At 41.7% G+C, this 25838-nt stretch carries 21 protein-coding genes; 6 read left to right on the plus strand and 15 right to left on the minus strand.

The features are described 5' to 3' along the window. Positions 1-27: 27 nt before the first annotated feature. Positions 28-2529: a glycerol-3-phosphate 1-O-acyltransferase PlsB gene (gene plsB, locus J6836_RS19575; protein ID WP_219245506.1), complete on the minus strand. Its 2502-nt coding sequence runs from the start codon at positions 2527-2529 to the stop codon at positions 28-30. A 126-nt stretch (positions 2530-2655) separates the two neighbouring features. Here plsB and J6836_RS19580 point away from each other — a divergent pair, with 126 nt between their 5' ends. Then, positions 2656-3030 carry a diacylglycerol kinase gene (locus tag J6836_RS19580; RefSeq protein ID WP_219245507.1) on the plus strand — a complete coding sequence of 125 codons (375 nt, stop codon included), beginning with the start codon at positions 2656-2658 and terminating at the stop codon, positions 3028-3030. A gap of 136 nt (positions 3031-3166) precedes the next feature. Continuing rightward, entirely contained in the window at positions 3167-3784 is a 618-nt protein-coding gene (gene lexA / locus J6836_RS19585) for a transcriptional repressor LexA (protein WP_219245508.1), read from the plus strand. Positions 3785-3979: 195 nt separating this feature from the next. On the opposite strand, the gene zur is transcribed toward lexA, so the two are convergent. From zur to J6836_RS19630, 9 genes are all read right to left on the minus strand, one after another. Beyond that, positions 3980-4495, minus strand: a complete 516-nt coding sequence (zur, locus tag J6836_RS19590; protein WP_219245509.1) for a zinc uptake transcriptional repressor Zur — start codon at positions 4493-4495, stop codon at positions 3980-3982. Between the two features lie 389 nt (positions 4496-4884). Further along, positions 4885-5361, minus strand: coding sequence for a FidL-like protein (locus J6836_RS23240; protein ID WP_219245510.1), 477 nt, complete (start codon positions 5359-5361; stop codon positions 4885-4887). Continuing rightward, the gene (locus tag J6836_RS19600) at positions 5362-6312 is read right to left on the minus strand and encodes a winged helix-turn-helix domain-containing protein (RefSeq protein ID WP_219245511.1); all 951 of its coding nucleotides are present in this window, start codon (positions 6310-6312) and stop codon (positions 5362-5364) included. A 425-nt stretch (positions 6313-6737) separates the two neighbouring features. Then, positions 6738-8735 (minus strand): TonB-dependent receptor plug domain-containing protein, encoded by a 1998-nt coding sequence (locus J6836_RS19605; RefSeq protein ID WP_219245512.1) that lies wholly within the window; start codon positions 8733-8735, stop codon positions 6738-6740. A gap of 132 nt (positions 8736-8867) precedes the next feature. After that, positions 8868-9713: a ModD protein gene (gene modD / locus J6836_RS19610; RefSeq protein WP_219245513.1), complete on the minus strand. Its 846-nt coding sequence runs from the start codon at positions 9711-9713 to the stop codon at positions 8868-8870. Beyond that, entirely contained in the window at positions 9710-10528 is an 819-nt protein-coding gene (locus J6836_RS19615; RefSeq protein WP_219245514.1) for a class I SAM-dependent methyltransferase, read from the minus strand. The genes modD and J6836_RS19615 overlap by 4 nt, the downstream gene beginning before the upstream one ends. A gap of 11 nt (positions 10529-10539) precedes the next feature. After that, positions 10540-11307 (minus strand): ABC transporter ATP-binding protein, encoded by a 768-nt coding sequence (locus tag J6836_RS19620; RefSeq protein WP_219245515.1) that lies wholly within the window; start codon positions 11305-11307, stop codon positions 10540-10542. Beyond that, positions 11304-12308 (minus strand): FecCD family ABC transporter permease, encoded by a 1005-nt coding sequence (locus J6836_RS19625; protein WP_219249560.1) that lies wholly within the window; start codon positions 12306-12308, stop codon positions 11304-11306. The genes J6836_RS19620 and J6836_RS19625 overlap by 4 nt, the downstream gene beginning before the upstream one ends. A gap of 8 nt (positions 12309-12316) precedes the next feature. Beyond that, positions 12317-13354 (minus strand): ABC transporter substrate-binding protein, encoded by a 1038-nt coding sequence (locus tag J6836_RS19630; RefSeq protein ID WP_219245516.1) that lies wholly within the window; start codon positions 13352-13354, stop codon positions 12317-12319. Positions 13355-13554: 200 nt separating this feature from the next. Here J6836_RS19630 and gntR point away from each other — a divergent pair, with 200 nt between their 5' ends. From gntR to gntU, 3 genes are all read left to right on the plus strand, one after another. After that, complete coding sequence (gene gntR, locus J6836_RS19635; RefSeq protein WP_219245517.1) at positions 13555-14550, plus strand: gluconate operon transcriptional repressor GntR; 996 nt, start codon at positions 13555-13557, stop codon at positions 14548-14550. A 1406-nt stretch (positions 14551-15956) separates the two neighbouring features. Beyond that, complete coding sequence (gntK, locus tag J6836_RS19640; protein WP_219245518.1) at positions 15957-16499, plus strand: gluconokinase; 543 nt, start codon at positions 15957-15959, stop codon at positions 16497-16499. Then, the gene (gntU, locus tag J6836_RS19645) at positions 16496-17851 is read left to right on the plus strand and encodes a gluconate transporter (protein ID WP_219245519.1); all 1356 of its coding nucleotides are present in this window, start codon (positions 16496-16498) and stop codon (positions 17849-17851) included. The genes gntK and gntU overlap by 4 nt, the downstream gene beginning before the upstream one ends. Before the next feature lie 238 nt (positions 17852-18089). Here gntU and J6836_RS19650 read toward each other — a convergent pair whose 3' ends face one another. The 5 genes from J6836_RS19650 to J6836_RS19670 all read right to left on the minus strand — a co-directional run bounded on the left by J6836_RS19650 (position 18090) and on the right by J6836_RS19670 (position 24097). Next, on the minus strand, positions 18090-19316 hold the full coding sequence (locus J6836_RS19650; RefSeq protein ID WP_219245520.1) for an SGNH/GDSL hydrolase family protein: 1227 nt from the start codon (positions 19314-19316) through the stop codon (positions 18090-18092). Beyond that, positions 19288-20454, minus strand: a complete 1167-nt coding sequence (locus J6836_RS19655; protein ID WP_219245521.1) for an SGNH/GDSL hydrolase family protein — start codon at positions 20452-20454, stop codon at positions 19288-19290. The genes J6836_RS19650 and J6836_RS19655 overlap by 29 nt, the downstream gene beginning before the upstream one ends. Then, on the minus strand, positions 20441-21859 hold the full coding sequence (locus J6836_RS19660) for an MBOAT family O-acyltransferase (RefSeq protein ID WP_219245522.1): 1419 nt from the start codon (positions 21857-21859) through the stop codon (positions 20441-20443). Before J6836_RS19660 ends, J6836_RS19655 begins: the two co-directional genes overlap by 14 nt. Before the next feature lie 686 nt (positions 21860-22545). Then, the gene (locus J6836_RS19665; RefSeq protein WP_219245523.1) at positions 22546-23352 is read right to left on the minus strand and encodes a protein bax; all 807 of its coding nucleotides are present in this window, start codon (positions 23350-23352) and stop codon (positions 22546-22548) included. 562 nt (positions 23353-23914) lie between these two features. Further along, positions 23915-24097: a hypothetical protein gene (locus J6836_RS19670; RefSeq protein WP_206086260.1), complete on the minus strand. Its 183-nt coding sequence runs from the start codon at positions 24095-24097 to the stop codon at positions 23915-23917. 253 nt (positions 24098-24350) lie between these two features. Here J6836_RS19670 and J6836_RS19675 point away from each other — a divergent pair, with 253 nt between their 5' ends. After that, positions 24351-25808: a DUF4026 domain-containing protein gene (locus J6836_RS19675; RefSeq protein ID WP_219245524.1), complete on the plus strand. Its 1458-nt coding sequence runs from the start codon at positions 24351-24353 to the stop codon at positions 25806-25808. The last annotated feature ends 30 nt before the right edge of the window (positions 25809-25838 follow it).

Consider the following 25838-nt stretch of genomic DNA (forward strand, 5'->3'; position numbering starts at 1 on the left):
TGCTTTTTATTGGCTTACAAAACCGGATTAGTCTTTTTCTGGCTCTGTAGTTTGAGCTGACTCATCGGGCTTAGCTACTTTTTTCTCTTCTGAAAACTCATCGCTTTGGCTAACACTTTCAATGGTTAAACGAATTTCTGGTGACATTAACCGCGCAAGAACCGCATACAGTTTTTGGGCGTTAGTGGTGAAAATATCGTTTTCATTGTTATCGATATAGCCTTCTTCCCTAAGTGTATCGACGAGCGTTGAAAACACCGCTTTATCAAAGAACTCAGGGGCGTTAATGCCGTGCAGCACAGAAAGACGTTGCGCAAGGATACGGCTTTCTTTTTCCAACGTATTACGGCTGATTTCAGGGCTGGCATTGAGCAATGACAGCGTGATAGCGTAGCGTTGTAGTGTTTCACGGACACCAGCAGCTAAAAGTTGTAATGGACGAATACGGCGCGGGTTCAGCACCACTATTTCGTCGTCTCTTAAGCAGATAAGTTTTTGATTATTCAGCTCATCAATTAGAGTATCGACCGTATTACGCAGCTGTTCGTCGTTATAACGCATAAACAGTTCCGCTTTTAAGAACGGATAGATTTGGCTGACTTGATGGTGAATTTCTTGGCGGCTGATACGCTCATGGTGCAACACAATACTGGTGATCAATGACGGCAATACCAGTAAGTGATGGATATTATTACGGTAGTAGGTCATTAAAACGGCATTTTCGCGAGGAAGAATAATAATATCCCCCATGCTGTCTTTTTCTACTTCGAATTTATCCATTTGCAACGCATGTTCGAGCAGTTGCTCCGCGGTTTTATTTGGCGTTGTTGCATCTGCGGTGTATGGCACATTACGCAATAATTGCAGATAGCATTCCACTTGCTCAATGAGCTGTTCACGGGTCAATGAACGCTGACGTGAGGCCAGTAAAGCTGTTGCGCATAAATTGATAGCATTAGCCGCAGCAGCATTATTGATATTCACCATGATGTTATCTGCTAACGAGCTGACTGTCGGGTTTAACCAAGACGGACGCTGTGGCTCAATGGGGTCAATCGAATCACGCCAATCAGGTACACGCTGATTAAGATATTGAGAAAGGGAAATTGGCTGACCAAAGTTCACATACCCTTGGCCTAAGTTACGCAGTTTGCGCAAGCCACGGATCATTGAAAACAAGCCTTCTTTCTCTTTTTCTGCGCCGCGCAGCTCTTTTGCGTAGGTACCCACTTCCATCACGTGCTCGTAACCAATATAAATAGGCACAATCGTGATAGGGCGTGAGTCACCGCGCAACATGGCTTGTAGTGTCATCGACAACGTTCCGGTTTTTGGCTGCAATAAACGGCCTGTACGGGAACGTCCACCTTCAACGAAATACTCAATAGAGTAACCGCGAGCAAACAGCTCACTTAAATATTCGCGAAAAACTGTCGAATAAAGTTTGTTTCCTTTAAAGGTACGGCGGATAAAGAATGCACCAAGACGGCGGAAAATCGGGCCAGCGGGCCAGAAGTTCAAGTTGATCCCAGCAGCGATGTGTGGTGGGACAAGGCCTTGATGGTAAAGGACATAGGAAAGCAGTAAGTAGTCCATGTGGCTTCGGTGGGAAGGCACGTACACAATTTCATGGCCATCTTGTGCTAATTGGCGAACACGCTCAGCATGTTGCACGTTAATGCCTTGATAGAGGCGGTTCCATGTCCAGCTCAGCACACGGTCAGTTAACCGCACAGCTTCATAGGAGAAATTAGCGGCAATTTCTTCCATCATATTAACTGCATTTTGCTGCGCTTTTTTCAATGGAATTTTTTTACTGCGCGCTTCGTCTTCGACGGCTTTTTCAATCGCTTTTGAGGTCAAAAGTTTATTGAATAGTTCATAGCGTGCTGGCAGTTTCGGGCCGACCGCCGCAAGGCGTTGGCGCGAATAGTGAATACGGGCGACACGTGCTAATTTATTGGCAATAATCGTATCTGTGCCGTGGTCCTGTGCCATTTTCCCAATCGAAACCGGCGGGGATAGGCGAACAAAGCTATCTCGGCCTAACCAAAGGATTGCAAAGAATTTCTGTACACCGTTTAATAGCTTCAGTGGCGGTGCCGGAGTGTGGCCTTCACGACCAGGAGAGCGCCCAAACATCACAGAAGCGGGTAGCATTTGAATATCGAGATTTGGATTATTTTTGTGCAAATCTAAATATGCATGGAATGTTTTGACGGAATCTTTACGTGGATCCGGTGAATAATAGCGAAATACGCGTGGGCCATCATCGATAAACACATAGGCAGGAAGCTTGGTGCCATTGATGTCGTTATCAACCAAAGGGTCAGGCAGACCGATAGCCAAGCATTGATGCCGTAGCGTTAGGAGGTCGGACTTAGAATGATAAGGCAATACATACAGCGTTGGCCTGTTGGTATCAAGCTGCAACTCTGTGATTGGGTCCGATGGAATTAGTTTACTTTTTACCAATAATTTAAGTGGTAAATTCAACATGTTGTAATATATTTTACGCCACAGTGACATAAATGATTATAGCCTCTTGTTAACAATGCTGCGCAATCATACCAGAAATCCACTGGCAGATCTGTTACTGACAATTCACTTTGACCGTAAAAATCGATTATTGTTTGTATTTTTTAAGGAATAAATATGGCAAGTCAAACTAAGGGCTTTACCCGTGTGATTAAAGCAGCGGGATACTCCCTTAAAGGGCTAAAAGCAGCGTGGGTAAATGAAGCGGCATTTCGTCAGGAATCTGTGGCTGCGGTGATTGCGATTATTATCGCCTTTTGCTTAGATATCAGCTATGTGGATAGAATATTGTTAGTCAGCTCCATCGTGCTGGTGGCTATCGTAGAGTTACTCAATAGTGCCATTGAAGCCGTTGTTGACCGTATTGGCAGTGAATATCATGAACTTTCAGGGCGTGCTAAAGATATTGGCTCTGCGGCGGTGTTTGTTAGTATTGGTTTAGCACTGTTTATTTGGGCGTTGGTATTATGGCAGCGGTATTTTGCAGGGTAGCCACGAAAAGCCATTGAAATTTGCGAAAAGAAAGTAAATCGATAACAAATACTAAATTCAGTGATTTAACTGTTTCAAATCTTCATTTACCTGTATATACTCACAGTCTGACTGTATAAACAAACAGGGGAACGGGATGAAAGCACTGACGGCTCGACAACAGCAGGTTTACGATCTGGTGCGTGACCACATTTCGCAAACAGGTATGCCTCCTACACGTGCTGAAATTGCAGCAAGCCTTGGTTTTCGTTCGCCTAATGCGGCAGAAGAACATTTAAAAGCCTTGGCACGAAAAGGTGTAATTGAAATTGTTTCTGGGGCATCACGGGGTATCCGTCTTCTTCTTGAAGAAGAGCCTGACGATCAAGGGTTGCCGTTGATCGGGCGTGTTGCCGCTGGCGAACCTTTATTAGCGCAAGAACATATCGAAAGTCACTACCAAGTTGATCCAGAACTCTTCAAACCTCATGCGGATTTCCTATTACGTGTGAATGGTATGTCGATGAAAGATATAGGTATTATGGATGGTGACTTATTAGCAGTTCATAAAACACAAAATGCGCACAACGGGCAAGTTATTGTGGCGCGTATTGACGATGAAGTGACTGTTAAACGTTTTAAACAGCAAGGTAATCGTGTTGAATTAATTGCTGAAAACCCAGATTTTGCACCGATTGTGGTCGATTTACGCGAACAAAGCTTCACTATTGAAGGCTTGGCTGTTGGCGTGATCCGAAATAGCGATTGGTATTAATTCTTAGATTATCAGGTAGGTAGCAGCGTGCTGCTTGTTTGATTTTTCCATGATTGCTGGCAGATTTCACATTATATATAGAGATCTGCCTGCTTTACTTGGTTCTTGTTTTTTACATCCTTTCTTGATATTACTTCTCTTATTCTTTTTTTACATAAGCCATAAACAACAGCATAAATTCCACAGCCACATTCGTTACTTTTTCTTTGTGACGACAGGTTGGTCATGGTCATGGCTACAGTGAGTGTGATCTTGGCAGCTAGCGACTTCATCACAGTTTTTACATAAGCCGTGATTTTCAACCACAGTATGCCTTAAACGAAACTGGTTTGTTTCTGCCAAACTGATAATCGCGGCTTCTATTGTTGCGCAATCACTTTCTGTCACACTGCCACAATGGTCGCAGATTAACATCACTGAAATATGGCTGGGGTTATCAAAGTGGTGGCAAACGACGTAACTGTTGGTTGACTCGATTTTGTGAATAAAGCCTTGCTCCATTAAAAACTCAAGCCCACGGTAAACGGTAGGGGGCTTCGCTTGCGGTTCAACTTCACGTAACAAATCTAATAAATCATAGGCACTTATAGCGCCATGCTGCTGTGCAATAAGGCGCAGCACAGTTTCTCGCTGTGGAGTCAATCTAACACCCCTTGATTGGCAAATGCGCTCTGCCATCACAAGTATCTTATCTTCACTCATTTTTTTCATTTAACTGACTCCAACTTCGAAAAAAGCAAATATTGACTGTTTATAAGTTTACCATATTTTTGATACTGAAAGTGCCTTGCTACTCAAAGGGATCATCAAGATAGTGAAAAATACCTTATTAACAAAAATGGCAATAAAGGCATTGAGTTTTGTTTAAATTATCATCAGGCGTACGAGATTATTGCAGTGATAATCATGGTGATTTAATCATGCAATTTTGTACCAAGTGGAGATTGGCGGCGCGGGTAGCTCAGATGAGATACCAAAATTGACGATATTTGGGCACAACGTAGATTTCCTATCTTAGCCTATTTATCTGCAGCCTGTTAAATGATGTTAAAAATGATTCTCCATATTGGTTTTCTTCCTACTTTTAAAGTAAATTTTTATCATTGTATATGACAAGTAAAAGAGGAGTAAGATTCATCTTTTAGAATATAAACATTGTCTGCCATTTTTTTGATATTTACATAGTACTTTATTTTATCTTGTTCTAATTGAATAAAATTAGCAAACACATTGTATGGTGTATTATCAGATGATGTAATTGATGATGAGGTAAAATTAATAATATAATTACCTTTTAAGTCAACTTGTTGATAATCGAAATAAATAGCTCTATCTAGCCGATAGGTATTCTCTTGGTTTTTTATATTGCCATACATATTTATTCTGCCATGATTATCCTCAGAAAGTTGTATCGTAACTTTTGATTTTAAGTTAAGCCCATCTTGAGTGCCGTTATCTTTGATCCAAACTAATTCAGAATGACAAAATTGAATGTCGTTTTTTTCATTACTTAAATTGTAGTAGGCGACTGTTGCGGTAGCAACTAAAACGATAGCCACAATAAAATATTTTTTCATTTAAATTCTCTGATCGTTGATTGAGACACAATCATGTGTACTGTTAGCACCTTTACAGACACTAATGGAAAAGTTTTTATCAAAAGAATACGTTCTATTTAAATCAGATAAAAGAATAATGCGTTTTTCTTTATTACAGGATATGCTGTATTTATCTAATTTTGCAGTAACGAAACTGATATTTTCATCAGTCATTTTTCCTGCCATATCTTGAGGTGCTTGTATGGTGCATTTCCCATGTGAACTAATTGTAATATATTGGTTTTTTTCAGCTTCATTAGACGCTGAATGATAAATAAATATATGTATTATGTAGCTAATGGCAAGTGCTGAGATTGCTAATAATATAAACTTTATAAAATCACGATTCATTTTCTTATTTTTGAATATTGACTTGTAATGCTTAGCTTCTTTATCAAGGTTTTCAATAGTAACCTCAAATGGTTTTTCCATTGTTGAAATCATAGCAATATTTGGATTCTCTGAGACCGCCATTATTTCTTTTAATGGAATATTAGAAGTAGAGTTTTCTATTTGGTCTAATTTTTCTTGATAATAATGTATTTCTTCATCATTTTGATTGTTATTCGTGACACTATCGCTCTCATGAACAGAGATTCGGTTGTCAATTCGAAATCCTTTCTTAGGTACAGTGACAATTGATTTAGGATCAAGGCCGAGTAATTCAAGTTTTTTTCGGATTTCACTGATGTAAGTATTTAAATTATTATTTGATCCCACTAAGCCATATTCTTCCCAAACATTAGTGAGCAATTCATCACGCGTAGCAATTCCTTTTTTTAGATTTAATATTATTATTTCATTAAATAATCGCGCAGCGGGTTTTGATAGTTCTATATTTTGATTTCGGTCAATTTTTTTATAAATAGAATTTGTTTTCTGTTCGAAAATATATTGTTCATCAATAATATAATTATGTATTTCATTCATAAACGCCGTGTGCTCTCTCTAAATTATAATATGAAATAACATAGCTACAAAAAATGTAGCTAATTAATTTAAGTTAATTTTGAAAAATTTAAAATGTATCTTTAGTTTTTATGCTTATAGTTTAAATAGGGAACTCATTAACTGCAAGTATTGTGAGATGAGCAATTTTGCCACCAGTGAGCAAAATTATTGATTTGATAGGTTGGGTGTTACTTAAAACTGCGCCTTTCAGTTTTGTGGTTTTTTATATCGGTCTATAATCCTTTATGATGTTAAAACAAACTAAAAAACTGTCAAATTATCAATGTTAGGAATTATCCTACTGAATGGGATAATTCCTAAGTGCTTGTGCGTAAATCCGAAGCGTTGATTAACGCCTAACAAATATTTGGCAAAGGATCGCATCTCTGCCTAATATTGTGAAGTTAGTATTTATATTCAATACCTAACCAATAGTTACGACCATCTTCAATATAGCCATTTGTATATTCATAAGATTTATCAAATAGGTTATTTGCTGAAGTATTGACGGAAACACCATGGCCTAAGTCATAATCTAAACGTAGGTCAGTTTTGGCAAATCCACGTACTTTGCTGTCATTATCCACATAATTAAATGCCCAGCTTCTGGCTTCTTCAGTCACTGTAATGCTAAACGGTTCATAAGGGGTGAATTTCACCCAAGCAAAGGCTTTATGGGTTGGCAGTTCAGTAACGTGTTTGACGCTGTAGTGTTTAGGGTCGGCATGGATATAACCATAGCTTAAACCAACTTCCATCCAGTCAGTTACTTCACCCGTGGTTCCTAAATCTAAGCCAAAATAATCAACTTTTCCGCTATTGCGGTTCTCAAGTATATAGCCGCCATTTTTATTAACGCCTATGCGGTGTGCCATGATGGCATCCGTAACGTGGTTATAATATACGCTGGAAGTATATGACCATTTCGGGTTGATATGCCCTTTATAGGTTAAGTCATAGGTTAGAGCGCGTTCTGCATCAATATGCGGGTTAATGACGAAGGTATCGTCACTTTTCATTTTTTCTTTGGTATAGCGTTCTTTTTGTGTTGGGAAACGACTTCTTTCAGAAATAGAGAATTGTACTGTGTCTTCGTTCGCTAAGTGGTAACGTGCCATGGCTTCCCAGTTAAAGGCATGTTGGTTATTACCATCGTATTTTTCGAAATTTCCCTTGTTATAATCATAACGCTTACCATCAGCGCTTTTGCGCCAGTCATAACCAATGCTGCCGATAATATCTAAATTATCAGTGGCGACCCATTGATATTCTGTAGCAATGGAATAGGTATTGTCTTTATAGCGGTCAAATGGCACATCTTTTCGTGCGCGAGCGCGGTGAACGTCTTCTTTCCAGTGTGCGGCGAATGACAACATATCGAGTTCACGTACGGTGAAATCAACACGCATATCGGCGCCATTGCTGTAGTCATCGTAACGGCTGTAGTTATAGATACCTTTTTCGTAATCTTTGACAGATTTGTATTGGTGCAAGGTATTTTTAAAGGTGTCGTGGTAAAAGCGGCTCTGTAGGGCTATGCCGTCAGTGACTTGGGTTGTCCCATTAAAATAAATGCTTTCTTTATCGTAAGCGGGCCATTGCCAATATTGCTGTTTCGTATTCGTGACACTTGGTGCGCTGTTCTTGTCACCATCTTGTTTAAGATAGGTTACAACATACTCATCGGCTTCACGTGGTGTCCAACCCACCTTGACCATCATCCGTTTGTCATCTGTTGCAGAGTTAGGACGGCGTCCATTGCTTCCCGCTAATGGGTTGTCATTCTCGGAGCTAGGGATCCCCATAAAACGCTGCTTGTACTGGCTACCACTGACTTGAATAAACCCTAAGTCATTGCGGCCACCCAAGCGAGCACTGATATTGTGGGCATTATCTGCACCGCGGGCAAAGCCTTGGTTTAAGCTGATATTGGCTTCAAATGGTTTTTTCGGTGTTGCGGTGGTTAAGTTAATCGCACCACCCATCAAGTTTGGCCCTTGCAGTAACGAGGTATAACCCGTCGAAAGCTCAACACTCGCCAACTCGCTAGTCATAAAGCGGCCTAAGTCTAACGTACCGTCATAAGGCACATAGGTTGGGATACCATCAAAAAAGATAGGCACTTGGCGGCTATCGAAGCCACGCACATTAACCTGTGTTTCGTTACGGTTGCCTGATTTTTGAATAGAAACACCGGGCATGGTGCTCAGTGCTTGCGCCACGTTAGTTTTATTCAGTTGCTTCATTTGTTCTTCCGTGATGACATTGGCATCCGCTGCTAACGGCGTACTCCAAACAGACATTACGTCAGTATTTTTTTCTGCTTTAGGGTCAGATGCGGCATGCCCCTGTGCTGCGAATAAAGCCATCCCAACCAAATAGGTTATTTGTTTTATTTTCATTATGTCTTTCCAGTTTCATTAATTGCGATATATTATTTTTTATATAACGATGTGCGTCATTAGCCATAAGTTAATGCAGCCTACGGGGGTAGGCTGTTTTAGCGAATGGCTTTTTTAACGCAGATTTTTAGGTTACTGCTTAAAAATTTTCACTTTTATATCTCGAGGGGCTGCATAATAAGGCGCTGATGTGACCAACAATGGCACACCTGTCTTGGCAAACTCCTCAATGGTTTTTAAATTTATTCCACCTGCTAAAGACAGCTGACAAGGGCGATTCTGCGCGTTAGCCAGTGTCTGTAATTGCTGAATTTGCTCTGTTGGCAATTTATCGAGCTGTACAATATCTGCTTGTGCTTTGATGGCAAGTTCAGCTTGTTGGTAATCATCGGCTTCCACAATGATTAACTTTTCGGGTGCATTTTGGCGCAAAGCTTGTACATGCGCATTCCAATCATCTGGATTTTCAAGGCATTGGCGATGGTTCGTAAACAGTAAAATACTTTCCGCGCTGCCTGTTCGGTGAATAATGGCGCCCCCTGCCAAAATCGCAGTTAAGGCAAGAGGCTTAGTGTTTGGAATGGTTTTTCGCGTACAGGCAAGTTGTCCATTGGGTTGATGCTGGCGCAAGATAGCAACCATTTGCTGGGTGTAATGGCTGACGCCCCCGCACCATTCAAGGACGTTTTGCACCGCTTTCCAGCCTTGGTGTAAGGCGTCAATCGGCCCTGTCGCACGAATTAAAACACTCTGTGGTTCAACAAGTTGCCCATCATAAGAGAGACTTTCACACTCGATACCGAGTTTTTCTAACATGCGTTTTGCAATGTGAATACCACTAACGCAGCCCCCCTGTTTGGAGGCGAATGTCATTACGCCAAGCTGGGAGTGTAGCCCCAAGGCGCGAGTGGTTAAATCGCCATATTGAATGTCGTCTAACAAAAGCTGGTCAATTAGGGCATCAGGTAGATAGATCATAGTGTAAGTTCCGATTCATCCACGACATCCCACGAAACCATTGCCCAGTCCCTTGATGGATAAGATATTTTTTTACCTGATACCGTTTGAACATCGTAATAACGGCGAAGAATATCAGTTTCTTCTGGTGTGATATTTTTGAGTGACCAATTGACGCTATCCACAAAGGCTTCAAAGCTATCAAAGCCGCCTTTATTTGGGCTCTTTATGAAATCGACCCGAGCATTGATGCCCATTTGGTGCAGGATATTCACTGCATAAATATAGGTAGGTAACCGAATGATTTCACGTCCAATTTCACGAATAATATGTTCGTCAATAAAGGTTGGGTTGACGGTATGCGTGGTGTAAACGCGTAGTTTTGTTTGGCGGTTGAGCTTAAGTAGCGCTGCTTTTAAATCATCGACTAATGTTGAGCGGGAAGCGACAGAAATATCCACTTTGGGCAGTGTATCCCAGCTATCTTCCCACGCGAGTTGTTTAAAGTGAGCATTGGTAATACCGAGCTCTTTAGCGCGAAGCCGCGCCATTTCCAGCATGCCGCCGCTGTAATCAATACCAATGACTTCTTTAAACTCATTGGCGAGGCACAGGCTAATCGAACCAGGGCCACAACCCACATCCAGCAAAGTTTGTGCGCCTGTAAAATCCATCAGCTCACGAAAGCGCAGTAAATAAGGATCATTAGGATTGGCACAATTTTGCGCCATTTGCTGGGCTTTTTTATCCCAATGCTCGGGTTCTTTACGAGTTCTATGCGCTTGCTGCATATGTTCTTGGTACATTTTAGAAAAATCAATTTGGTTAATTAACATGATCCCTGACCTTAATAAGAAAACGTTGATGGAAGCTGGAAGTGAGCTTGGATACTGCGCTCATCCACATTATAAAGAGCTGCCATGTTAGTAAGTGTTAACATACTTTTTGATAAGCCTTGTCGTGCTTTTTGTTGTTTATCCAGCAAAATGACATTGTCGGCGATGGCGGCGGCGTGTTGTGGGTGATGGGTCGACATCAACACCGTCATGCCATGGGCTTTCAATTTTTCAATTTGCTCAAGTAGGCGAATTTGATTACCAAAATCGAGGCTAGCGGCAGGTTCATCCATAATCAGTAATAAGGGTTTTTGAATTAATGCACGGGCGATTAAGACCAACTGTTTTTCGCCGCCACTGAGTGTGCTGTAAAGGCGAGTCGCAAGGTGAGGGATGTTCAACCGATCGAGTTGTTGAAGTGCTTGGTTTTTTTCGGCGTCACCGGGGACAGAAAATAAGGAAATATGTGGGGTTAAGCCCATCATCACCATATCTAATACAGTAAAGGTAAAAGGCGTATCGTGAGCTTGTGGTACGTAAGCAATCACTTTCGCGATATCCCGCTGCTTGAGTGCTTTTATTGACTGATTATTGAGTAAAATATCGCCGTGGATAGCAGGCAGTAAGCCTAATATCGTCCTCATTAAGGTGGTTTTGCCACAACCATTCGCACCAAGCAGGCAAGTAATTTCTTTTTCAGGTAAGGAAAGATTGATGCCGTCAATGATTGCGGTATTGTGATAGCCAATGGCAACGTTATTGAGGGTCATTATGCTCATTTGACCCGCCTTGTTTGCAATAAAATCGCCAAAAAAAACGGTGCACCCACCGCAGAGGTGAGGATCCCCAGTGGTAATTCAATAGCGGCGATGGTTCGAGCGAGGGTGTCTGTGATCAGCAGCATAATTGCTCCAATCGCTAGTGATGCAGGGAGCTGGTAGCGAAAGTTAGCGCCCACTATCATTCGCGTAATATGGGGCACAATCAAACCTATCCAGCCAATAATACCTGCAATGGACACCGCACTTGCCGTGAGTAACGTGGCGCAGACGATAAAGATAGCGCGGGTTAAACCCACATTTACCCCTAGGCTTTTAGCTTCTTCATCGGATAAGCTCAGCAAATTCATACGCCAGCGTAATAACAGCAAGGGGATGATACCTATTAACATTAATGGCAATACAGACAAGAGGTCTTCCTGCGTAATAGATGACAACCCGCCCAATAACCAAAATGTAATCGAGGGTAATTGAGTGTAAGGGTCAGCCAAAATTTTCATTAGTGAAATGGCGGAGCCACAAATGGCACTGATGGCGACACCCACAAGGACTAGCGATAAAATGGGGTCGTGTTGACGAGCAAGGCGCGCAATGAAGCACACTATAGCCACGGTAATTAAACCCCCAATAAAGGCGGCTAATTGAATATAAATCAATGATTGTCCGAAGAAAATCCCGACAACAGCCCCCACACCTGCGCCTGCTGATACCCCTAAAATATCGGGGGAAACCAACGGGTTGCGAAACATGCCTTGGTATGCGGCACCTGCAATGGATAATCCCCCACCAATAATAATTGCAGCTAATGTGCGAGGAAAACGTATTTGCCAAAAAACGGTTTCATTACGGGGATCGCTAACATCAACTTGAGAAGAAAACAAACTGGCAAATAGGCGGTACAGTTCATCGAGGGTAAGTGAATACTTACCACTCGTTAAAGCAATCACTAAGCTAACGAATAAAATGAGAATCAATAATAAGGGTTTAACCCCTTTGTTCATCATTCCACTCATGATTTTTCCATCAGTAAATCCACCTGTTCAGCGGTTAATGGCGAATGATAGAAAAGTTCAAAGAATTCAGCGATATCTTGTTTTATCGTCGCGGCAATACGGTCGTCAAAGTGGCTTTGTAAACGGCGCATGCCAAGCAGGCGGTTGACACCAGGAGGGCCATCTAACCAGCCAAATGGCATGCCCGTAAAGACAAGCAATTGCTGATTTGTGATGGCATCTAACCCTTTCCATAGTGGGGAGGTCGTCATAAATTCAATGGCTTCATCATATTGCGTTATAATGATGTCAGGATTCCATTGATAGAGTTGCTCCATGGAAACGGTGGTTAGCCCACGAAAATTGGGGATATCCACGACGTTACGTAAACCGAGCATTTCAATGGCTTCGGTATGAATTGATCCTTTAGCTCCTGTTTCCAGCCCTTTTGCTCCACGAGCGAGGTAAAAACTTAACGGTTTTTGTTGAGGTTTATTCGCAAAGGCTGTGGCATCATCCAGATAATGCAGGGCAAGTTGGTGGAGTTTTTGTGCTTGAGATTCAACACCAAGTGTTTCACCAAGCTGAGTGAGTTGTTGGGGTGAGTCTTTTAACCCACCAGCAATCAATAAATAGGGAACGTTGGTCTGTTTTGCCACTTTCTCTGCTTGTGAGCGATAAGTTTCGTCAATATTTCCAGTGTCTATAATCAAGTCAGGGTTATAAGACAAAAGTTGTTCTAACGATAGCGTACTGCCTCGACCGGCTAAGCGGCCGTAAACCGGTAAATCGAGCCACTGTTGTGCAAAAAGCCCAGTATGACCTTTTTTCAATGAAATTGAGGCAAACCCCACCATTTTTTCAGGGGCAAGGGCAAACATTAGTAAATCAGAGGGCGGCCCTGAACTGATAACGCGTTGAATATGGTTTGCAGCAGGAAGCTTGCCAAAGAGTGCTTCTTCAACAAGGCGCTGACCCCTAGCGAAACTTGGCAAACTGTAGAAAGCAGCAAGTAAGGCACTGGACTGAAGAAATTGTCTACGATTGATTGCCATAATAAATGTGAATACGCTCGTTATGATAATAATTATATAGCGCGAAAATTAGCGGAGTCATACAGGAGAGTCAACCTGAAAAGTTGAGTTGTTAGAAAAACTCGACATTTGTGTGATGTAAATCAGTAACAAACATTGCTATCAATAAAAAGATAGCTGAACATAGAGAAAGTTAACTTAATAAATATCACTTTGGACTTATGAAGAAGAAAAGACCCTCGTTGCAGGATGTAGCAGACCAAGTCGGCGTCACAAAAATGACGGTGAGCCGTTTTTTACGCAACCCAGAGCAAGTTTCAGAGCCTCTGCGCGAGAAAATTGCCGAAGCGCTCGAAAGCTTGGGTTATATTCCTAATAAAGCGCCGGATATTTTGTCGAACGCAACCAGTCATGCGATTGGCGTTCTGCTTCCTTCATTAACCAACCAAGTGTTTGCGGAAGTGATCCGTGGTATTGAGGCAGTCACAGACCGCCATGGTTATCAAACTATGCTAGCCCACTACGGTTATTTGCCTGAAAAAGAAGAGGAAAGGCTCACGTCGTTGTTATCGTATAATATCGATGGCGTTATTTTGGCTGAGCGAACGCACACTGAACGCACATTGCGGATGTTAAAAACGGCGGGTATTCCTGTTGTTGAAATCATGGACAGCGTTTCCCCTTGTTTAGATATTGCCGTGGGGATTGATAACTTTGAAGCTTCCCGCCAAATGACGCACGCCATGATTGAGCGAGGTTGTCACAAAGTGGTGTATATCGGGGCGAGGCATGATGAGCGAACGTTTATCCGCTTAAAAGGCTACGAACAAGCGATGTTAGATGCCAACCTTGAGCCGCGTAACGTGATGACACAAGCCAGCTCATCCTATTCATTAGGTGCACAACTATTGCATGATTGTCGCGCAAAATACCCCGATACAGATGGCCTGTTTTGTACCAATGACGACTTAGCCATTGGGGCAATATTTGAGTGCCAGCGGTTGGGGATTAACATTCCGCAAGATTTAGCTATTTCAGGTTTCCACGGGCACGACGTAGGACAAGTGATGACACCAAAATTGGCCAGTATTCTTACCCCAAGAGACCAAATGGGGCGTAAAGCGGCAGAGGTATTGCTGGCACGAATGACGGGTAAGAAGTTAACAGGGACGCATTTTGATGTGGGGTTTTCTCTACTCACGGGCGAGAGCATCTAATTATTTCCCGTCATACTTCAAATTATAGGGGTGTTGGCTGCTTTCGGCTACTCAGGTCACATACTTATGTATGCTCCCTGAGATATCCTCAATTTGCCGCCTACCTATAATTCGAATTATTTAGGGAAATAGTGTGGTTTAATATAGCCTTAAAGCTAAACTTCGGCGTATTCACTAAAAGTATTGGCTGCTCTCGGCTACTCAGGTCACATACTTATGTATGCTCCCTGAGATATCCTCAATTTGCCGCCTATCTATAATTCGAATTATTTAGGGAAATAGTGTGGTTTAATATAGCCTTAAAGCTAAACTTCGGCGTATTCACTAAAAGTATTGGCTGCTCTCGGCTACTCAGGTCACATACTTATGTATGCTCCCTGAGATATCCTCAATTTGCCGCCTACCTATAATTCGAATTATTTAGGGAAATAGTGTGGTTTAATATAGCCTTAAAGCTAAACTTCGGCGTATTCACTAAAAGTATTGGCTGCTCTCGGCTACTCAGGTCACATACTTATGTATGCTCCCTGAGATATCCTCAATTTGCCGCCTACCTATAATTCGAATTATTTAGGGAAATAGTGTGGTTTAATATAGCCTTAAAGCTAAACTTCGGCGTATTCACTAAAAGTATTGGCTGCACTCACCAACTTTAGTCACATACTTATGTATGCTCCCTGAGATATCCTCAATTTGCCGCCTACCTATAATTCGAATTATTTAGGGAAATAGTGTGGTTTAATATAGCCTTAAAGCTAAACTTCGGCGTATTCACTAAAAGTATTGGCTGCTCTCACCAACTTTAGTCACATACTTATGTATGCTCCCTGAGATATCCTCAATTTGCCGCCTACCTATAATTCGAATTATTTAGGGAAATAGTGTGGTTTAATATAGCCTTAAAGCTAAACTTCGGCGTATTCACTAAAAGTATTGGCTGCTCTCGGCTACTCAGGTCACATACTTATGTATGCTCCCTGAGATATCCTCAATTTGCCGCCTACCTATAATTCGAATTATTTAGGAAAATAGTGTGGTTTAATATAGCCTTAAAGCTAAACTTCGGCATATTCACTAAAAGTATTGGCTGCACCCACCAACTTTAGTCACATACTTATGTATGCTCCTAGGGCTTAGCTCGATTGCCGCCTAGCGACACCACGAATTATTTAGAGGAATACGAAAGGTAGTAGTTAACTAATTTCAATATCGTTAGCTTTGCTTTTTTCTTCACCTATCTTCAATAAAGTCAGATTGAGATTAACATCACAGATCTGTTCTCTTATTCGCCAATTTGATTGCAATAAATCCGTACTGATAATAATGTTACCCGTAACAAAGTTACCGGTAACATTATGCCGGATGATGAAAAGAATAGAACAACGATAAAGTCTGAGGAGTTTCCTATGAGTGATACCCAAAAACAAAATTACACTTTTGTCCTGATGGGGGTATCGGGCAGCGGTAAATCAGCTGTGGCGAACGGTGTTGCACAGCAATTACAAGCCGCTTTTTTAGATGGTGACTTTCTGCACCCTAAAGCGAATATTTTAAAAATGGCGTCAGGGCATGCCCTTAATGATGAAGATCGCCAGCCTTGGTTGGAGGCATTGAATCAAGCCATTTTTGCGATGCAAAGAACCAATGATATTTCGTTAGTCGTGTGCTCAGCACTGAAGAAAAAATACCGGAATATTTTAAGAGAAGATAATAAAAACTTATTTTTTATCTACTTAAAAGGCGATGCTAACGTGATAGAAGAACGACTCAAAGCGCGTAAAGGGCACTTTTTCAAACCTGAAATGCTCAAAACGCAATTTGCGACCTTAGAAGAGCCTAACGAAGCAGAAACTGATGTGCATGCTGTGGATATTCGTCAATCTCTTGAAGACGTCATCGGTAATACCTGCTCAACGATTACACAGATTGTTTCGGGAGATACAGTATGAATACCGTTGAAACACTTAGTACACTGACATTAGTGCTCACCGCAGTGGGCTCCGTTGTCTTACTGCTATTTTTAGTGATGTATGCACGCTTACATGCTTTTGTAGCCTTAATGATTGTCTCCATTGGTGCTGGCTTATTTTCAGGGATGCCAGTGCAACAAATCACTGAAACCATGCAAAAAGGGATGGCTGGGACTCTAGGCTTCTTGGCAATCGTAGTTGCACTCGGTGCCATGTTTGGCAAAATTTTGCATGAAACAGGCGCATTAGACCAAGTCGCTAATAAATTGCTTAACCTGTTCGGTGAAAAACGTGCGCATTATGCTGTGGGGATCGCAGGGCTTATCTGTGCTTTACCCCTGTTTTTTGATGTAGCAATTGTCTTATTGATTGGTGTTGTTTTTGCAGTTGCTAACCGTACTGGCCATAACGTTGTTCGCTTGGCAATTCCATTATTTGCAGGGGTCGCGGCGGCTGCAGCCTTCTTACTGCCGGGGCCAACGCCAATGCTTGTTGCATCACAAATGGGCGCGGATTATGGCTGGATGATCCTAATTGGCTTATGTGCTGCTATCCCAAGTATGATTTTAGCGGGGCCATTATTCGGGAGTTTTATCAGTAAGTTTGTCCATATTGATATTCCTGCGGATTACCAAGCGCCGAAAACAGAGCATGGCAAAATGCCAAGTTTTGGATTCAGCTTATGTTTAGTGTTATTCCCGTTAGTCCTTGTCGGTTTAAAAACCATTGGAACCCATTTTGTTGAGGCGAATTCAACCGCTGAACATTGGCTAGAATTTATTGGTCACCCATTCACTGCGTTGTTGTTAGCGTGTTTGGTGGCAATCTATGGTTTAGGTTTCCGTTATGGCCTAAATAAAGAAAAAGTGATGGAAATCTGCTCGGCAGCGATTCAACCCGCTGGGATCATCTTACTGGTTACCGGTGCAGGTGGGGTATTCAAACAAATTCTGGTGGATTCAGGTGTTGGCCCTGCGCTGGGTGACTCTTTGATTGGTGCGGGTTTACCGATTGCGGTGGCGTGTTTTGTATTAGCGGGCGCTGTGCGTGTGATCCAAGGCTCTGCAACAGTAGCGTGTCTAACAACGGTCGGTTTAGTGTTACCTGTTATCAGTGAGCTTGGCTATTCTGGCGCACAGCTAGCTGCATTAGCGATTTGTATTTCGGGTGGCTCGCTTATTTTAAGTCATGTGAATGACTCAGGCTTCTGGTTATTCGGTAAATTTACCGGTGCAACAGAAGCACAAACCCTGAAAACGTGGACAGTAATGGAAACTATCCTCGGTACAACAGGGGCAGTGGTTGGAATGATTTTCTTCGTTTTCTTATAATTTCATTTAGATAAAAAGCAAAAGGTCAGCACATGAGGCTGACCTTTCAGACTGCAGTCAAACCGATTAGGTTTGACTGCAGGTTGGATTGGTTTTGAAAATAAACGAGAAAAATCAATTCATTGATTTTTGGCTGATAACACAAAGCAGGAAAAACCACGCTTTTATCCTGCTTTGTCAACAACCTTAAAGGTCAGCACATGAGGCTGACCTTTTTTTGTTTATGCACGAAAGGCAATTACTGTAACAGCTGATTGAGCTGGCTGTATAAGCCCTGTGCGCTCTTCTTGTAGCCTTCGACAGATAAATGCACATTATCAGGACGCGCTAAGTCTTGCGCTGCCCACGTACGAATTGAGCATGGACCGCCCATAAAGGCTTGCCAGTCCCAAAATAGCGTATTTTCTTGCGCTGCGACGGCTTTTTGAATTTCAATCACACTCATTAAATTCACTGGCATTTGGGCTTGGCAGCTAGCTGCATTGCTAAATTTCAGTGAATCATTCGGGCCAACCAATAAAATTACGCTATTTGGCATTTGTTGGCGGATTAAACGAATTTTTGCCCGCAAGTTTTGCTCATAAGCGGCTAAATCTAACGTGTCATTGAAAGCTTCGTTGGTACCGTAGGCCAAAATCACCATATCAGGGGACATCTGCGCTAGCGTTTCGCTCCACTGAGGTTGCCACTTGTCGACCATCGTTAAGGTGGCACCGTTAATTCCGAGTGCAGACACCATCACGCCAGGTTTTGTTGAGCGGACTAACCAACCACCGATTTTCAAACTGTTATCTTTGCTCACAGAAACTTGCGCAGGTAATTGGGTATTAACCGGTGTTGAGAAGCGCCACTGGTTCCCTGTTGCGGGTAACGCCACACTTGGGGATACCGCAGGGGATACGCGCATTTGTGAATCACTTGAGCCCTGATATAGAGCTTGTAACTGATAAGCTCCCAGTGCGGGCTGCAGTGGTTTCAATAACACATTGCTGTTCGCGGTTTGCGGCTCTGCAATAAAGCCCCCTAGCGGGTAATCAAAGCGTTCATCTTTACGGCTTGACGATAGTGACCACTCTTTTTTCTCACTCATGCGGTTGATGGTCGCAGTGCGTTGTCCTGGAACCGAAATTGGCGGAATAAAGCCGGGGCCTGCATCACCATAGCGCTGCTGAAATAAGGTTCTCAGATTGCCACTGAAAAAATCAGCCGCAGTGTGAGAGTCACCAATTTGGACAATATGCACTTGTTGGTTGCCTTGGCGCAATTTATTGGCGAATTGGCGCAGGTTTGGTTCTGCATTATTCACTAATTGCCCACGTTCAACCGCGCTCTGACCTTTTGTCGAGCTAGAGGGACGTGCTTTGTCTGATGTGTTCTGGCAAGACAACAAGCCCAATGACAGCAGCGCAATAACGCTGCCAGCCAAAATTTTGGACTTAGCTTGACGCAGGTTGTTCAGTTTCATGAGGTTCCTTTTCTTCCTCTGCGAAGTGGATCAGTGAGAACACTTTTTCCGCGATGATCTGTTGGCCTTTTCCGCTGAAATGAATGCCATCACCACTTCGTAATTTAATTGTGCTGCTTTCGTCGCCGATATAGTCAGAGTAGGTATCGCCTTTATATTTAAAGACATCATTGACGGAGAAGTAAATTTCACCGTTACTCTCGACTTCAGATTGGTAGAGGCTTCGTAAGAATTTCATACCATCAGATAGCGTATTTTTACGCATATTAGGGGGGCCAACCCAAATAACATCAACATTGTGCTGGCGAGCGGTGGATATTATATCACTAATCCGCCCACGGTAAACGTTTTCCCAATCTTCACTCTTAAATTTGACGTATTTATAGCCTGTTTGTGGTGGCATATCCCACGGATCATTAGGCCCTAAAAACACCACTAATACTTTAATATTTGGATTGTCATTCAATGCGTTAGCAATAGTCTGTGGCCAGTTAAAAAAGCGCGGATAAGCGAGACCAGTACTTTGCTTACTTAAATTAATGCTATCGATATTATACTTTTTCAATAGCATGTTTTTCACATGAGGAGCTACCCCTTGCATCATTGAGTCACCCGCAAATAATACCTGCTGACCTTTTTCGATATTGGCGATGTGTTTGGCAACAATCGGCTGGTTATTTTTGACAGTAACGCCGCCAAAATTAACGCCTTTTACTTTTTCTCTGGCTTGCGGGCGTTTCAGTAATTCAGGGAAAGTGACAGACAAACTTTCCGCTGGGTAAATATAGCCATGAAGAAAATGCAGACCGACTTGGAAATCCGTTGGGAAGGCCAGTTTTTTGCCTTGATTTTCCAGTGCGAGCTTAGAGGCTTCTTTCTCTTCTTGGGCTTTTTGCCCTGAGGCATGGTAAGCAAATGTGGAGCCTGCTTCTAATGCGCCATCATGTAAATAAGCGCCATAATCCCAGACGGGGTTTCCTACCATTTTCGCCCATGGGGTATCTTGGTGGTATTTTTGCTGCCAGAAACGCTCTAGAGAGCCTTGATTGAGCCAAATCAATAGCATGCCTGCCACTAAGACAATTAACAGTACCTGAACCATTCTAACAAGGGTCTTTTTAAACTCAGAAGTTAGCATAAATGAACCCCGGCATTCCTGAAGGCGAAAGCATAAACATAACGGTTAAAATAATGGCAAGGGGGATAGGGTAATAATACCAAGGCACGTCTTGATAACGTTTTGCGACAACATGGTAGCCCTGCACAAAATAAGGATAAACAATGAATAAGATCCAGAATGCAATTAATAAACCAAGGCTGGCTTGGATAGACGCGATAAAGCCTGGTGCAATGATTTGGTTGAGCATTAATATTGCATCATCAAAGGATTGGCTACGGAAAAAGATCCACGCAAAGCAGACAAAATGGAACGTAATAATGCGTGAAACCCAAGTAGAGAGTGTTTTATTCGGGATGACGTTTGTCCAGCCCAGCTTTTCCATGCACAAACTCTTAAGGTTGAGTAACACAATCCCTAAGCCATGAATTGCACCCCACAAGACGAATGTCATTGCCGCACCATGCCAAAGCCCTGAAATCACCATAGCAAGGAAGACGTTGGTATTCATTCGGCTAAAACCTTTGCGGTTGCCACCAAGGGGGATGTAAATATAATCGCGAATAAATGTGGATAAACTGATATGCCAGCGCGCCCAAAACTCTTTTAAGTTAGCAGCTAAATAAGGGGCATTAAAGTTAACGGGTACTCTGAACCCTAATAATAAGGCAATCCCAGTTACAAGGTTGGTATAACCTGAAAAGTTAAAATAGATATTCCAAGCGTAGGCGTAAGTAGCAACAAGGATCTCGCCTGCACTATAACCCACAGGGGCATCAAAAACAGGGTTAACAAAGTTCTCAGATAAATAAGAACTAAATAAGAACAGTTTTACCAAGGCCAAGGAAATTAAGAGAATAGCTTTGCGGCTATCTAAAATCGTGCGGGTTTCAGCTTGGATTTGTGGAAGAAAGTTTTTAGCGCGGTTAATTGGACCTGCGACGATGCTCGGAAAAAATGCAAGATATAGTGTCACATCAAAAAAATCAGCTTTCTGAATCTCTTTTCGGCACACAGAAACCGTATAACTAACGGAATGGAACGCATAGAAAGAGAGCCCAAGCGGCGCCAGTATTTCTAAAATAGGTAGTCCAACACTAAAACCGAATTTATCTAAGGTTTGCTGGATGCTTTCTTGAAAGAAAGAATAATATTTGAAGTAAGTAAAACACCCAATAATACCCGTGGCAAGAATGACATAAATCCAACGATTGGAAAGCCAGTTCGTCACCCAGTTAGTTAATAAATAGATAAAAAGGGTATAACCAAATAAAATATAAGCAAATTCAGGACTAAAAGAATAAACAAAAAAGTAGCTAGCAGTAATTAAAAGACCATTCTGTAGTTTTGCACTGGGCTGACAGCCCCAATAAATAAGAAAAAAAATTAAAAAAGAGCCAAGAAACTCAAACGAGAAGAAATTCATATTAGACTCAAAGATGTTAATTATTTTGGTAGAAGATAGCCTATGATATTTATTATCTGGTTGTATGCAATCAGAATCTTGCTCGTCATACTTTGAATGACAGGGGTGTTGCCTTCATAAAGCTACCTAGGTCACATACTTGTGTATGCTCCCTAGGATATCTTTACTTGGCGCCTACCTGCCATCCAAATTATTTAGAGCAAATTACTCGTCATACTTTGAGCTACAGGGGTGTTGCCTCCGTAAAGCTACCTAGGTCACATACTTGTGTATGCTCCCTAGGGATATCTTTACTTGGCGCCTACCTGCCATCCAAATTATTTAGAGCAAATTACTCGTCATACTTTGAGCTACAGGGGTGTTGCCTCCGTAAAGCTACCTAGGTCACATACTTGTGTATGCTCCCTAGGGATATCTTTACTTGGCGCCTACCTGCCATCCAAATTATTTAGAGCAACTTGCTCGTCATACTTTGATCTACAGGGGTGTTGCCTTCGTAAAGCTACCTAGGTCACATACTAATGTATGCTCTCTAGGATATCTTTAATTGGCGCCTACCTGTAGTTCAAATTATTTAGAGCAATTATTGAGAACTGAAAAATCAAATAAACGCGGTGAAAAAAGAATAAAAAAAATCCACTTAGCGAAGTGGATTTTTTATGTCTTGTACCTGGTGATACAAAAATTTAGATGCGAGTGGATGCTCTTTTTTGAGCTTGTGTAATCAATTCTTCGTTACTCGCGTACATCTCTTGTAGATAACGGTTATAGGTTGAACCTAACTCTGAGTACCCTTTCATATCACTGATAAGCTTGTTTGTATCTAACTCATCTTTTGATAAACGTTGCTTAGCTCGCGAATTACGCAGAGACTCATAAGCATTGTGAGTATTCATATTCTTCATATAAGCCGTCACAGTGTCTTCTACAGAAGAGTATGTGGAATAGCCTTTCACTTTACCTTGTTGGGATTGACAGCCACTACCGCAGCGCATACCAAACAAATTACCATTTTGTTGAGCAAGTTGCGATGTACCCCAACCAGACTCTGTTGCTGCTTGTGTTGCAACTAAGTGCGTCGGCATGATGTCAACACGACTAAGTAGTTTGTCCCAATTAACACGTTTTGGGTTACTACATTTCACACCATAACTATCACAAATTTGGCTAAGACGGCGCAATTCTTGAGCGCTCCACTTCTTATTTGCACGAACGGATAACAACCAGTTACGTTCTTCCAAAATTTGCTTGTTCACTTTTTCAATTACAGGGACAACCGTTTTCAAAAATGCTTTCTTTCGTGGTGTACCAGAGGGATATTTTCGCAAATCAGGCAGTGAGGTTTTCGCCTGACTGACATTTTGCACAGTGCTACTTGAGTAGTCTTTACTGAGCATCTTGCTGGTACTGGTGGAGCCGATACTTAAGCTCGAAAATAACAATAAAAATAAGAAAGCGAAGACGGCTTTTGTCCTCATCGTTCGAGAGGGCATTTGCTTCTCCTAAGTTTCTCTGAACAAAATTCGAGCGAATAGTAGCAGAATAATTTTTCACGAGCTACATATATCCCGCTCGCATTAGCAAAACTACTGTATTATTTTGTTGTGTTTTTTATACTTTTGTGAATACGATGATTTAAAATCAGCTTTTAGTCATTATTGGTATATTCACGCATGTGTATGTATAAATATCTCTTTATTATTTTCTCTCTCGCCTGGTATTCTTAAGTCAAATTAGAATAAAAAACAAACAAATCACACGGTTACTATAAGGTTATTTTGTATGAAAAATAAGCAATCAGTAGCCTATTTTTTGTCCAAAATGAGGAAATCGTCCTTTTCTTAGATGTGGTGACCAAGAACTAAGTGCAATAAAAATCACGTTCGATAACGAAAAGAGAAGGGCAAAAAAATCACTTTTTGGGCTGGTGTTTAATGCTTTTTATATCTGAAAATTTAGTCAATATATGGCTTGTTGAAGGAATATCTAAGAGCGTTATTTGGGGATAAAAATAAGGCCGATATAGAACCATATCGGCTTGAACAAGAGATGGGTTTATGGCTTGTTTTGTTGGTGGAAGCGAACACGCTCATGGAAATAGGCTTTCAGGTGATCTTCCATCTGGTGAATTTTTTGTTCTAATGCATTCACAAATACGTCGTCATTATTCATATCGAAAACACGCTGCATCGCGAGGTCATCAACATATTCTTTTTGTTCTTTTGTTAAGTCAGCCATATTTTCATTACCTATATTGGAATGGAGTTATTTACCCGTTATTTTAAGGTAAATAATAGAAAGAGCACTATTGTGCCTTAGCCAATGACGTATGAAAAGTAGAATAAATCATTGTCGAATAATGATAATTTACCTACTTAGATGAAATGTGGGGGATCAAATCACAATCTGAATTGGTTAAGAATATTCACAATATTCTTAATGAATATAAGCTGATATCCTCGCCTCAGTCACTTATTAACAGGTCTGAATAATGAACAATAAACAATACTACCTTGATACAGCTGCGGGTGAAGGTGAAAAAGAAGCTTCCATGATGGTTGCTATTCCTGCCTCTGAATTGACTTCTGCATTACTTGAACAGCGCTTAGAAGAACAAACTTATTTCACGGAAGGTGAAATTGATTATATTCCCGATGAAGGCGGTTTCTTCTTTAGTTGTAAAAAAGGGGAGGAAGAGTTGCGTTTTTATGTGGCGTTAGTGGACAGCGACCCTGATTACGCGATTAACCCTTACTTTGCCACTGACCCAATTTCGCCTGAATTGTATGCTGAAGCGAGTGCTGCACCACAAGCGGTTATTGTTGAGTGTGTCTTCCAAGAACAACCGCTGGTTAATTACCTACAACAATTAAAAATCATCCAGATTTTAGTGCCCGACATATTATTGGGTCTGGATATTTCAGCGGCAGGGAAAGTCTTTACCCGTGAGTGGCTAAATTTCCAATTAATTGATGATTTAATGCCAAGTATTGATTCCTTATATGTTGTCCATGCGATTTACGACCAAGACGATAATGAAGACAAACCTGAAGATGAACGCGCACCGACCATGTATTGGTTCCACACTCATGGTTTAGCTCGTTGTGGGTTAGCTGAAGCAGAAATTATCATTCCACACCCAATTTCGTCTTATTACGGTATTCCTGAATTATTCTGGAGTTTTGTGAATAACAGCATCACTCACGGTAAAATTGTGTTTAACGAGCCGATTTTCATTGGGCAGACACAATCAGGTTATGAATATTTGGTGGCATTACCCTTTGAAGAAGGTTTGTTACACGTGGGTAAATCAACGCCAGTGGATGATTTAAAACCGCTGGAAGAGATAAATTTCGAATTTGGTGATGAAACTTCTGAGCGCTTTATGGGGGATTGGCATGATAGAGATGAATCTCACCAGCACCCATCTGCCATGTTATTTCGCGTAACACAAGAAAACCCAACGCTGGAAAGTTTCTTTGAAGGGTTTGAAGAGCAAAATGCGATGATGTTTATGCGCACCGATGAAGAAACTGCGGATATGTCCCGTAAAGCGAAGCTGCGTTGGGAATATTTCACCCATATGTTGGATAACTATGGGCCGAAACCTGTGGCGCAGAAAAAAGGCTTCTTTGCTAAATTTCTCGGTAAAAATGATGAAGAGCAGGAGTCTGAATGGCGTTTCTTGGTGAAATGCGGCATTGGTTACCACGATGCGGAAGAGGACTTTGATGGCCATGAACACATGTGGTTCGAGCCGGTTTCATGGAATGGTGACCAATTTGAAGGGCGCTTAATCAACCATCCTTTCTATGTGCAAACGATGCAAGAAGGGGAGGTTTATCCGTTAACTCGTGATGATATTACCGATTGGACAATCTATTTCCAAGACGGTAGTTACACGCCTGATACCATTTATAAACTGCTTAGCGGCGCACAAGTTCATTAGTTGCATTTGCCATGGTAGACTGGGCGTGCA

Origin of the sequence: Providencia sp. R33 (genome assembly GCF_019343475.1) — a bacterium.
Classification (GTDB): Bacteria; Pseudomonadota; Gammaproteobacteria; order Enterobacterales; family Enterobacteriaceae; genus Providencia.

Bases quoted from the DNA above. Each gene is read 5' to 3' on its own strand.
- modD (WP_219245513.1), bottom strand. From the start codon at position 9,713: ATGATCTATCTACCTGATGCCCTAATTGACCAGCTTTTGTTAGACGAC.
- gntK (WP_219245518.1), top strand. From the start codon at position 15,957: ATGAGTGATACCCAAAAACAAAATTACACTTTTGTCCTGATGGGGGTA.
- J6836_RS19605 (WP_219245512.1), bottom strand. From the start codon at position 8,735: ATGAAAATAAAACAAATAACCTATTTGGTTGGGATGGCTTTATTCGCA.
- J6836_RS19665 (WP_219245523.1), bottom strand. From the start codon at position 23,352: ATGCCCTCTCGAACGATGAGGACAAAAGCCGTCTTCGCTTTCTTATTT.
- gntU (WP_219245519.1), top strand. From the start codon at position 16,496: ATGAATACCGTTGAAACACTTAGTACACTGACATTAGTGCTCACCGCA.
- J6836_RS19655 (WP_219245521.1), bottom strand. From the start codon at position 20,454: ATGCTAACTTCTGAGTTTAAAAAGACCCTTGTTAGAATGGTTCAGGTA.
- J6836_RS19670 (WP_206086260.1), bottom strand. From the start codon at position 24,097: ATGGCTGACTTAACAAAAGAACAAAAAGAATATGTTGATGACCTCGCG.
- J6836_RS19650 (WP_219245520.1), bottom strand. From the start codon at position 19,316: ATGAAACTGAACAACCTGCGTCAAGCTAAGTCCAAAATTTTGGCTGGC.
- J6836_RS19675 (WP_219245524.1), top strand. From the start codon at position 24,351: ATGAACAATAAACAATACTACCTTGATACAGCTGCGGGTGAAGGTGAA.
- J6836_RS19630 (WP_219245516.1), bottom strand. From the start codon at position 13,354: ATGGCAATCAATCGTAGACAATTTCTTCAGTCCAGTGCCTTACTTGCT.
- plsB (WP_219245506.1), bottom strand. From the start codon at position 2,529: ATGTCACTGTGGCGTAAAATATATTACAACATGTTGAATTTACCACTT.
- J6836_RS19660 (WP_219245522.1), bottom strand. From the start codon at position 21,859: ATGAATTTCTTCTCGTTTGAGTTTCTTGGCTCTTTTTTAATTTTTTTT.
- gntR (WP_219245517.1), top strand. From the start codon at position 13,555: ATGAAGAAGAAAAGACCCTCGTTGCAGGATGTAGCAGACCAAGTCGGC.
- J6836_RS19620 (WP_219245515.1), bottom strand. From the start codon at position 11,307: ATGAGCATAATGACCCTCAATAACGTTGCCATTGGCTATCACAATACC.
- J6836_RS19580 (WP_219245507.1), top strand. From the start codon at position 2,656: ATGGCAAGTCAAACTAAGGGCTTTACCCGTGTGATTAAAGCAGCGGGA.
- J6836_RS23240 (WP_219245510.1), bottom strand. From the start codon at position 5,361: ATGAAAAAATATTTTATTGTGGCTATCGTTTTAGTTGCTACCGCAACA.
- J6836_RS19600 (WP_219245511.1), bottom strand. From the start codon at position 6,312: ATGAATGAAATACATAATTATATTATTGATGAACAATATATTTTCGAA.
- J6836_RS19625 (WP_219249560.1), bottom strand. From the start codon at position 12,308: ATGAACAAAGGGGTTAAACCCTTATTATTGATTCTCATTTTATTCGTT.
- lexA (WP_219245508.1), top strand. From the start codon at position 3,167: ATGAAAGCACTGACGGCTCGACAACAGCAGGTTTACGATCTGGTGCGT.
- zur (WP_219245509.1), bottom strand. From the start codon at position 4,495: ATGAAAAAAATGAGTGAAGATAAGATACTTGTGATGGCAGAGCGCATT.
- J6836_RS19615 (WP_219245514.1), bottom strand. From the start codon at position 10,528: ATGTTAATTAACCAAATTGATTTTTCTAAAATGTACCAAGAACATATG.